This is a genomic window from Methylotenera sp. (genome assembly GCF_013141425.1).
Lineage (GTDB): Bacteria > Pseudomonadota > Gammaproteobacteria > Burkholderiales > Methylophilaceae > Methylotenera.
On record NZ_JABFRA010000054.1, the window covers coordinates 1 to 9,295 of the forward strand.

Sequence of the window (9,295 nt, forward strand, 5' to 3'; positions counted from 1 at the left end):
AAAGAAAAAGGTTTTGAAGAAAAAGCGGAAGCCGCGATTAAAAAACTCGGTAGCAAACGTGGTGCACTGTACGAAGAAATGCGAAATGCCTATCAACAAAGTGGTGATGAAGAAGCACTCGATTCAGCGCGCTCGCTGATAGAAGAGGCGCAGAATTTAAGCTTGGGCGATAAGGAGCGCTTACTCGGCTACCTAGAAGGTGGCGGAAAAATGATACTGCTTGAGCCAGAGTATAAGCTCACACCCGCTTCAAAGATGCCAGGTTTAGATGGTCAAAAAATGTCTAAATCCTATAACAACACTATTTCATTGCGTGAGCCAGCAGACCAAATCGCTAAAAAAATCAAAACCATGCCAACTGACCCAGCGCGCGTGCGTCGCACTGACCCGGGTGACCCCGCAAAATGCCCAGTGTGGCAATTGCATGAAATCTACTCAAATCCTGCAACGCAGGAATGGGTACAACAAGGCTGTAAAAGCGCAAGTATTGGTTGCATTGAATGCAAAGGCCCTGTGATTGAAGGAGTACTGGCTGAACTAAAACCGATACAAGAACGTGCCGCGCAATATGCGGAAGATCCGACACTGGTAAAAAATATTGTCGCAGAAGGTTGTGAAAGAGCCCGTAAATTAGCGCGAGAAACCATGCGCGATGTGCGAGATGCGATGGGTTTGAATTACAGCTAGTTGAAATATGATTGAAACTCCGCTCAGTGCAAAGATAAAAGGCGAGGCGTTCACTCAACTGCCACAAGACCTTTATATTCCGCCTGATGCGCTTGAAGTATACCTCGAGGCTTTTGAAGGGCCGCTCGATTTACTGCTGTATTTAATCCGCAAACATAATCTCGATATTCTGGATATTCCGATGGCGGATTTAACCCGTCAGTACATGGAATATGTAGAAAAAATGAAGGCAATCAAGCTTGAGTTGGCTGGTGATTATTTGCTGATGTCGGCGATGTTGATTGAGATTAAATCCCGTATGCTCTTGCCTAAGCCTGCTGAGATCGAATCTGAAGATGACCCGAGAGCTGAGTTGGTCCGCCGTTTGATGGAGTATGAGGCTATTAAGCTCGCTGCTCAGCGCCTTGATGAGATGCCTAAAGTGGGAGAGGATATTGCCGTTGCTAGCGCGTATTATCAGCATATTAGCGATGTGAAACCGCCTGAAGTGAGTTTGGATGATTTAACCGAAGCTTGGCGCAATGTATTGATGCGAGCGAGTCATTTTAAACATCATAAAGTTGGCAAGGCGGAGCTTTCTGTGAGAGAACACATGAGCATGATTTTACGTCGTTTAAAAGTGGATAATTTTTTAGAATTCTCGCAGTTGTTTGATGTGGAGAACGAGGGTATTCCAAAGTTAGTGGTTTGTTTTTTAGCTATTTTAGAGTTGGCGCGTGAAGGCTTATTGCGCATGACGCAGCAAGCTCCTTTTACACCGATTTACATTCAATTGAATGCTCGCGATTAATCTTAATTTCTATGACTAAACCTGAAAACATCACCCAAAAGAAACAAGTGCTAGAAGTCGCATTGCTTACTTCCAGTCAACCACTCAGCTTGGATGATATGCAGAAGTTGTTTGCAGACCGCATGGAGCGCGCCACCTTGCGTATGCTGCTGGATGAACTTAAGCAAGATTGGGATACGCGTACGATGGAACTGGTGCAGGTGGCAACGGGTTATCGTTTTCAAGCACGGCCTGAGTATTGTACTTTTTTAGCGCGCTTAAACCCTGAAAAACAGTCTAAATATTCGCGGGCAGTGATGGAAACACTTGCCATTATCGCTTACAGGCAGCCAGTAACACGTGGCGACATTGAAGAGATACGCGGTGTGGCGGTGAATCCCAACGTGATGCGCCAGTTACAAGAGCGCGATTGGGTTGATGTGGTAGGACAACGCGAAGTGCCTGGCCGCCCTTCCTTGTACGCTACCACCAAACACTTTTTAGATGACTTGAACTTGAAGTCGCTTACCGAGTTACCTGCGATGGAAGATTTTGTTAACTCCGAGGCACAACTGGATTTGTAATAGCCTGTCATTGCAGGCTGGTTCCGCAATCGCTAGCTTTTATGTGATGTTTTTAGCAAATTCTGAACTGCGTCAGAATGACGGGATGTAACAAACATTTTTATTCTGCTGTGATTCGCCTTAACTGCGGTAAAATGCGCTATTGCAATCAATTAGTTAATCATCATGGCACGTCCATTTAAAACACAACGCGACCCACAAGCGACGCCTCGTCGCCCAAAAACTAATTTTACTAAATTAGAAGCTGATCTAAATGCTCCTCCAGAACCAACGCAACGCTTGCATAAGTTATTGGCGCTGGCTGGTTTAGGCTCGCGTCGTGATATGGAGGCGTTAATCGCAAGTGGTCGAGTCACCGTTAATGGTGCACCAGCAACTCAAGGTCAGGGCGTGACTCAGTATGATACGGTGCGCCTAGATAGTCGACCAGTAAAACTACCCTTTATAGCAGAATTGCCGCAAGTCTTGATTTATCACAAACCTGAAGGTGAAATTGTTAGTCAGGATGACCCAGAAGGCCGTGCCAGTGTGTTTGATAAATTGCCGAAAGTTAAAAATGGCAAATGGATTGCAATTGGCCGTTTGGATATGAATACTAGTGGTTTACTGATGTTTACCACGTCGGGTGAGTTGGCCAACCGATTTATGCATCCGCGCTACGAAGTTGAGCGTGAATATGCGGTGCGTATTTTTGGTGAGTTGACCGAAGGTCAAATGACGCAACTCAAAGAAGGGATTGAGTTGGAAGATGGTCCGGCGAATTTCGATAGTATTAGCGCTCAGGGCGGCGAGGGAGCAAACCATTGGTATCAAGTGATTCTGCGTGAAGGTCGTAATCGCGAAGTGCGTCGTTTGTTTGAGGCATTTCAATTACCTGTGAGCCGTTTGATGCGTGTACGATTTGGCCCAGTGAATTTACCGCCGCGTGTGAAGCGTGGTCAAATGTTAAAGCTAGAGCAAAAAGAAGTGGTTGGCTTGTTAGAATGGGCTGATTTGCCAGTACCAAGCGCACCATTACGACAACTCACGCAACGTGAAAAATTAAAAGCCACCACCGTGTTTATGCCGAAAGTACGCAAACAACGGGTGAGTGCGCTCGACAGGCCGCCTCGTGTTACAACAGAGGGTGGTGAGGCAAGACCTTATCGTGGCAAAAAAGATACTGCTCGAAATAACCCTACGACTAATAAAACAGTACCCAAAAAACCGGCAAATCGCCGTGTCAGGCAGACCAGTGATTTAACGGCACCGGCTATGCAGAAAAAAAGTGATCGCAATAGAGGGCGTGGTTAACTACCCGCTACGAGAGTATTATGGGCTCGAAATGGCGGTGATTATGCTTTACTTAGTCGCCATAAGGAAGTCACTTCCGCCTTGCGAGCTGCATGTAGTGGGTCGCTGGTATCAAGTGTTTTACTGTGTCTAGCCTTGGTATCGATACGTTCAATCACTTTCAAGCCAGCCGCTGTGATCCAAGCGAGCAATTCATCACGCGTTCTTAAGCCCAATTGTTCAGCAAAATCTGAAAGCACTAGCCATCCTTCACCGTGCTCACTAAGATGTAACGCCAAGCCATTTAAAAAGCCTTTAAGCATTTTACTTTTTTCATCGTAGATTGCTGATTCAAGTGCTGAGCTAGGATGAGCAGGTAACCAAGGCGGGTTGCAGACGATTAAATCTGCTTTGCCGTATTCTGCTTTGGGATATAAATCGGCTTCAACTAAGGTGACATTGGTTTTCAGGCCCAGTTGATTCACATTTTTCAATGCACAATCCAATGCACGGTGTGAGTTATCCGTGGCGATAATTTTTGTGATGCCACGATTGGCGAGTATCGCCGCTAATACGCCTGTGCCCGTGCCAATATCAAAAGCTAAGTTACAGGGTACTGGTAATGGCGCAACATCCACTAAATCTAAGTATTCACCACGAATCGGTGAAAATACCCCATAACTCGGGTAAATTTTATTGTTGATTACGGGAATATCGACACCGTTCTTACTCCATTCATAAGCACCAACTAAGCCTAAAATCTCACGTAGAGATACCACAATGGTTTGCGTGCTTTTACCGTAAGCATGTTCACAAGCCGCTTTTACATCGGGTGCGCGGCGTAAGTTGATGTTATAGCCTACGTTTAACTCAATGACCAACATCCCTAATATACGTGCTTTTTGCGATTGCGCTTGGCGGTGCAAGTGAAATGCTTCTAAAAGGGTACTTGCTGGTTTTTTTGGTTTTTTACCAGGGCGGTCAATGCGGCGTGAAAGTGCTTGCAAAAGCATTTTTGCATTTTGAAAATCGCCACGCCACAGCAATGCTGTGCCTTCGCAGCATAATTTGTAAGCATCATCTGCTTTGGTGGTGTCGTCTGCAATTTGAACCCGTTTGGGCACAGGTGCGGCGTTTTCAGAGTGCCAGATGCCTGTTTTGGTTTTATTGGATTCTTGCCAGCTAATCGTTGGGATAATGTTCGTGCTGAGGTTTTTTGCGGTATTCAAAGTGGTGTATGGCCTAAGGTAAGCTGTGACTTGGTGAGTAAAAATACAAATTCATTGCCAGAGGAAGTTTCCAGCCAGTTAAAGATGATGTTGGGGTAAGCAGCCTCTAAGGCGTCGCGATTGTGACCGATTTCAACAATTAATATGCCCTCGTCATTGAGGTGGTTTGCAGCTTCAAGCAAAATCGTATGGGTGTGGTCTAAGCCGGCATCGCCACTGCCCAAAGCAAGTTGTGGTTCATTTTGATATTCGAGTGGTAATGCCGCCATGGATGGCGCATCTACATAAGGAGGATTGCTGATGATTAAATCGTATTTCTTGCCTTTAAGTGCGCTGAACATGTCGGACTTTATTGCCGTTATCTGTTCTTGTAAACCGTAGTTGGCAATATTTATATTTGCGACATCTATTGCATCTTGCGAAATATCAATCACATCGATTGCCGCATTTGGATAGGTGCTGGCCAGCAATACACCTAAACAGCCGCTGCCAGTGCAGATATCAGCAGCGCTTTCTACCATTTCAGGAAACTCGATCCATGCACTTAAGCCGTCAGCAAGTAACTCTGCAATAAAGGAGCGTGGAATCAGCACACGTTCATCTACGTAAAACTTAAGTCCTTGTAACCAGGCCTCTTTTAACAAGTATGCCGTTGGCGTGTGTTTGCTGATACGTTGCTCAATAAAATCAGCAAGTTTATTTCGCTCGGCTGAGGTGATTCGTGCATCTAAAAAGTTGTTTAGTGTGTCCATGGGTAAGTGTAGACCGCTAAAAATTAGCCAAACGGCTTCATCGTAGGCGTTATCCGTACCATGGCCGTAAAAAACATCGGAGGCTTCAAATCTGCTGACGGCATAGCGTATCCAGTCTCGAATGGTCAAAAGCTCATCTGTTGCTGCAATAGGGGTGTTTTGATTAGCCATGGCGTTGTTATTTCAGTAGTTTTTGCATTGTGAGTTTGTACGTTTCTTTTAGCGGTTCAATGTCCCCTACAGCTACACATTCGTTGAGTTTGTGTATCGTGGCATTGAGCGGCCCAAATTCAATCACTTGATTGCAGATGTCCGCAATAAAACGCCCATCAGAGGTGCCGCCAGTGGTCGATAGCTCTGGCGTGACACCGTAAGCTTGCTCAATCGCTTCTGTAATGGCTTCAACTAAATTGCCACGAGGTGTGATGTAGGGAGGTGAATATTCCCATTCTAAGTCATAGCTCAATTCGTGATTATCTAAAATTGCATAGACACGTTCTTTTAAATTGGCTTCAGTGCTTGCAGTGCAAAATCTAAAATTAAATAAAATTTCCACTTCGCCAGGTACCACGTTGGTTGCGCCTGTTCCACCATTCATATTTGAGATTTGCCAGGAAGTCGGCGGAAAGTATTCGTTCCCGGTATCCCATACCGTGTCGACCATGTCTTTAATGGCAGGTGCGACTAGGTGGATAGGATTTTTAACCAAATGCGGATAAGCAATATGGCCTTGCACGCCTTTGACGGTAAGCTTACCTGAGAGTGAGCCACGGCGGCCATTTTTAATCATGTCACCTACGACTTTGTTTGAGGTCGGTTCGCCTACAATACAATAATCAATGCGCTCGCCTCTAGCTTTCAATACTTCAACCACTTTTACCGTGCCATCCACAGCCACACCTTCTTCATCCGAAGTAATCAATAAACCGAGGGAGCCAATGTGATTTGGATTTTCGGCAACGAATTCTTCGATGCTGGTAATAAATGCCGCCAGTGAAGTTTTCATGTCGGCTGCACCGCGCGCATAGAGCATATCGTCCTTAATGGTAGGTACAAAAGGCGGTGTATGCCATTTTTCTAACGGGCCTGTAGGCACCACGTCCGTGTGCCCAGCGAAAACGAGTAAAGGGCGAGTGGTGCCGCGCCTAGCGTACAAATTATCAACATTGCCAAAACGCATGCGGTCAATTTTAAAGCCGAGCGGTGCTAAACGAGAAATAAGCAGTTCCTGACAGCCTGCATCTAAAGGCGTGTTGGATTGGCGCGTCAGGAGGTCAATCGCTAACTCTAAAGTTTTGCTCATGGTTTGAAGGTTTCTTTGTATAGATTTTCATCAAATCCCAGGCCGATGATTTTGCCATTACTGACCAAGATTGGACGCTTGATTACAGAGGTTTTATCTTGCATCAATTCGCTTGCTGTTATGTTGTCGGTGATGCTAATTTTGGTGGTGTCATCTAAACCGCGCCAAGTAAGCCCAGCGCGGTTAATGAGTTTCTCCCATGGGTATTGCTTAAGCCAATGCTCAATTGTGGCGGCATCAATACCATTTTTTTTAAAATCATGAAACACATGGCGAATATCATTTGCCTCTAGCCAGTCGCGGGCCTTCTTTACTGTATTGCAATTGGGAATACCGTATAGCGTTAACATCGTGGTTAGGGCTTAAATACCGCGTAGTAACTCGTTAATGCCTACTTTACCTAAGGTTTTCTCATCGACTTTTTTCACGATAACAGCGCAATACAAGCTGTAGCTACCATCTTTTGAAGGTAAGTTGCCCGATACTACTACTGAACCTTTAGGAATGCGGCCGTAAGTGACAGAGCGTGTTTCGCGGTCATAAATCTTAGTGCTTTGACCAATGTAAACACCCATTGAGATAACGCAATTGTCTTCAACAATCACACCTTCTACCACCTCAGAGCGCGCGCCGATAAAGCAATTGTCACCGATGATAGTTGGGCCAGCCTGAATCGGTTCTAACACACCGCCAATTCCCACGCCGCCCGACAAGTGTACATTTTTACCAATTTGTGCGCATGAGCCTACTGTTGCCCAGGTGTCTACCATGGTGCCTTCACCAACGTAAGCTCCAATATTCACGTAAGAGGGCAATAATACGGCATTTTTTCCGATGAAAGAGCCGCGACGCACCATTGCATTGGGCACTACACGAAAACCGCCTGCTTTGAAGTCTTCTTCTGTGTAATTGGCAAATTTTGCTGGTACTTTATCGTAATATTTTGTGTAGCCAGAGTCTAACAGTGTGTTGTCTTCTAATCGAAAGGAAAGCAAAACGGCTTTTTTAAGCCATTGGTGTGTTTCCCAGTCTTGGGTTTCGCCGATGCGTGACGCAACGCGTAATTTGCCTGCATCGAGGTCGGCGATTAAAGAGGCTACCGTGGCTTTGATTTCAGCCGATGCATTGCTAGGGTTGATGTTGGCGCGGTCTTCAAAAGCCGCTTCGATTAAACTTTGACGTGGATCCATAGTGCTCTCAGATTTAGTAAATTAAACAAAAACGTTATTTTAACCTAAAGCGAGCATTCGCCAAAAACAAAGCGCGTGTCAGCAATAAAATACTGAACACGCGCTAATAATCATTGAGTAAAAATAACTGATTATTTTGATTTTGATGCTTCGTACAGCGGTTTAACTTTTGGTACTAAAGTTCGTAAATCGGCAATGCGATTTTCATTAGCAGGGTGGGTGCTAAAAAATTCAGGTGGTTTTGCACCACCCAGCGCATTCATTTTTTGCCATAAGGTGATGGCGGCCTCTGGATTAAAACCTGCGCGTGCGGAGAGTTCCAAGCCGATTTTGTCGGCTTCGCGTTCTTGTTCACGACCATTTGGTAGCGCAAAGAATAGTTGAGAACCTAAGCCAGCCGCTTGTGTTGATGCATTGCCAACGGCACTGCTTGAGCCTTTGGTAATTATTGCGCCTAATGCCTGTAGACCAAATTGCTGAACATAGGCTTGGGACATACGTTCGCGACCATGCTCACGCAGGGCGTGGGCAATTTCGTGACCAATCACTGCACCTAATTCGTCATCAGTGGCCTTCAGTTGGTCAATCAAGCCTGTCAGCACCATGATTTTTCCACCAGGCATGCAGTAGGCGTTTACTTGGTCACTTTTATCCACATTAATTTCCCATTTCCATTGCACCGCATCGGGCCTAAATACGCCCACTTGTGCAATCAGTCTATTTGAAATATTGCGTACACGAGCCAGTTGTGTTTTGTCGGTATTAAGTGTGTTTTTCTTTTGTGATTCTTGCAAAGTTTGCGTGTAGGCTTGGCTGGACATGCCAACTACTTGCGAAGCAGGCATCAGCATAAATTGTGTGCGTTTAACTCCAGCCACGCTGTCATTTGTGGTGCTGGCGCAGCCCGATAGATTTAAAAAAACCGCCGCAAGTAAAATAAAAGTTAGATTTTTCATGAAATTATCCCTAAGAGTTTTAATGACTAAAATTACCAATAACTTTACTAATATACTTAACGCATCAATGTCACAAAGGGTTGATTGACCACTCAAAAAACTAGATTTTCAACTGTGAACCAAGTTCAATTACACGGTTAGGCGGTAATTTAAATTGATTGGTAATCGTTTCAGCACTTCTAAATAATCCAATAAAGATTTTTTTACGCCAAAATGACATGCCGGATTTTCCGCTGGCAATCAGACTTTCTTTACCAATGAAATAAGACGTATCCATTTCGTTCAATACTAGACCTTTTTCGCCACACAGTAATAAATCGCGCGGTAAATCGGGCTCATCTTTAAAACCGTAATGCACAGTCACTTTATAAAAATCATGCGGCAGAATTTCTAACTTGACGCGCTCTTCAGCCGAAGTATGCGGGTAATCTAAAAATTTTACGGTTAGAATGACCATTTTTTCATGTAACACCTTATTGTGTTTTAAGTTGTGCAACATGGCGTGCGGAACGCCGTCTGGATTTGGCGTCATAAATAAAGCAATGCCTGGCAC

The 9,295-nt window shown here is 45.0% G+C and carries 10 protein-coding genes and 1 pseudogene; 4 read left to right on the forward strand and 7 right to left on the reverse strand.

The annotated features are described in order from the left end of the window. The 4 genes and pseudogenes from HOO90_RS04555 to HOO90_RS04570 form a co-directional block, all read left to right on the forward strand. Window positions 1-687 (forward strand): annotated as a pseudogene (locus HOO90_RS04555) (tryptophan--tRNA ligase); the annotation flags it as partial. 7 nt (window positions 688-694) lie between these two features. Next, a complete protein-coding gene (locus HOO90_RS04560) occupies window positions 695-1,477 on the forward strand; it encodes a ScpA family protein (RefSeq protein ID WP_292839969.1) in 783 nt (260 codons plus the stop codon). An 11-nt stretch (window positions 1,478-1,488) separates the two neighbouring features. Next, window positions 1,489-2,040, forward strand: a complete 552-nt coding sequence (scpB, locus tag HOO90_RS04565; protein ID WP_292839972.1) for an SMC-Scp complex subunit ScpB — start codon at window positions 1,489-1,491, stop codon at window positions 2,038-2,040. A 165-nt stretch (window positions 2,041-2,205) separates the two neighbouring features. Beyond that, window positions 2,206-3,333, forward strand: a complete 1,128-nt coding sequence (locus HOO90_RS04570) for a pseudouridine synthase (protein ID WP_292839975.1) — start codon at window positions 2,206-2,208, stop codon at window positions 3,331-3,333. A gap of 41 nt (window positions 3,334-3,374) precedes the next feature. Here the strand turns inward: HOO90_RS04570 and HOO90_RS04575 are convergent, their stop codons facing one another. From HOO90_RS04575 to HOO90_RS04605, 7 genes are all read right to left on the reverse strand, one after another. Beyond that, window positions 3,375-4,541 (reverse strand): class I SAM-dependent methyltransferase, encoded by a 1,167-nt coding sequence (locus HOO90_RS04575; protein ID WP_292839978.1) that lies wholly within the window; start codon window positions 4,539-4,541, stop codon window positions 3,375-3,377. Next, window positions 4,538-5,464 carry a 50S ribosomal protein L3 N(5)-glutamine methyltransferase gene (prmB, locus tag HOO90_RS04580; protein ID WP_292839981.1) on the reverse strand — a complete coding sequence of 309 codons (927 nt, stop codon included), beginning with the start codon at window positions 5,462-5,464 and terminating at the stop codon, window positions 4,538-4,540. Before prmB ends, HOO90_RS04575 begins: the two co-directional genes overlap by 4 nt. Before the next feature lie 7 nt (window positions 5,465-5,471). Continuing rightward, on the reverse strand, window positions 5,472-6,596 hold the full coding sequence (gene dapE / locus HOO90_RS04585) for a succinyl-diaminopimelate desuccinylase (RefSeq protein ID WP_292839984.1): 1,125 nt from the start codon (window positions 6,594-6,596) through the stop codon (window positions 5,472-5,474). Continuing rightward, on the reverse strand, window positions 6,593-6,946 hold the full coding sequence (locus HOO90_RS04590; RefSeq protein WP_292839987.1) for an ArsC family reductase: 354 nt from the start codon (window positions 6,944-6,946) through the stop codon (window positions 6,593-6,595). Before HOO90_RS04590 ends, dapE begins: the two co-directional genes overlap by 4 nt. A gap of 12 nt (window positions 6,947-6,958) precedes the next feature. After that, window positions 6,959-7,786: a 2,3,4,5-tetrahydropyridine-2,6-dicarboxylate N-succinyltransferase gene (dapD, locus tag HOO90_RS04595; RefSeq protein WP_292839990.1), complete on the reverse strand. Its 828-nt coding sequence runs from the start codon at window positions 7,784-7,786 to the stop codon at window positions 6,959-6,961. Between the two features lie 131 nt (window positions 7,787-7,917). Next, window positions 7,918-8,742, reverse strand: coding sequence for a M48 family metallopeptidase (locus HOO90_RS04600; protein WP_292839992.1), 825 nt, complete (start codon window positions 8,740-8,742; stop codon window positions 7,918-7,920). Between the two features lie 100 nt (window positions 8,743-8,842). Further along, window positions 8,843-9,295, reverse strand: a 453-nt coding sequence (locus HOO90_RS04605) for a KUP/HAK/KT family potassium transporter (protein WP_292839995.1), incomplete at its 5' end; no start/stop codon positions are given.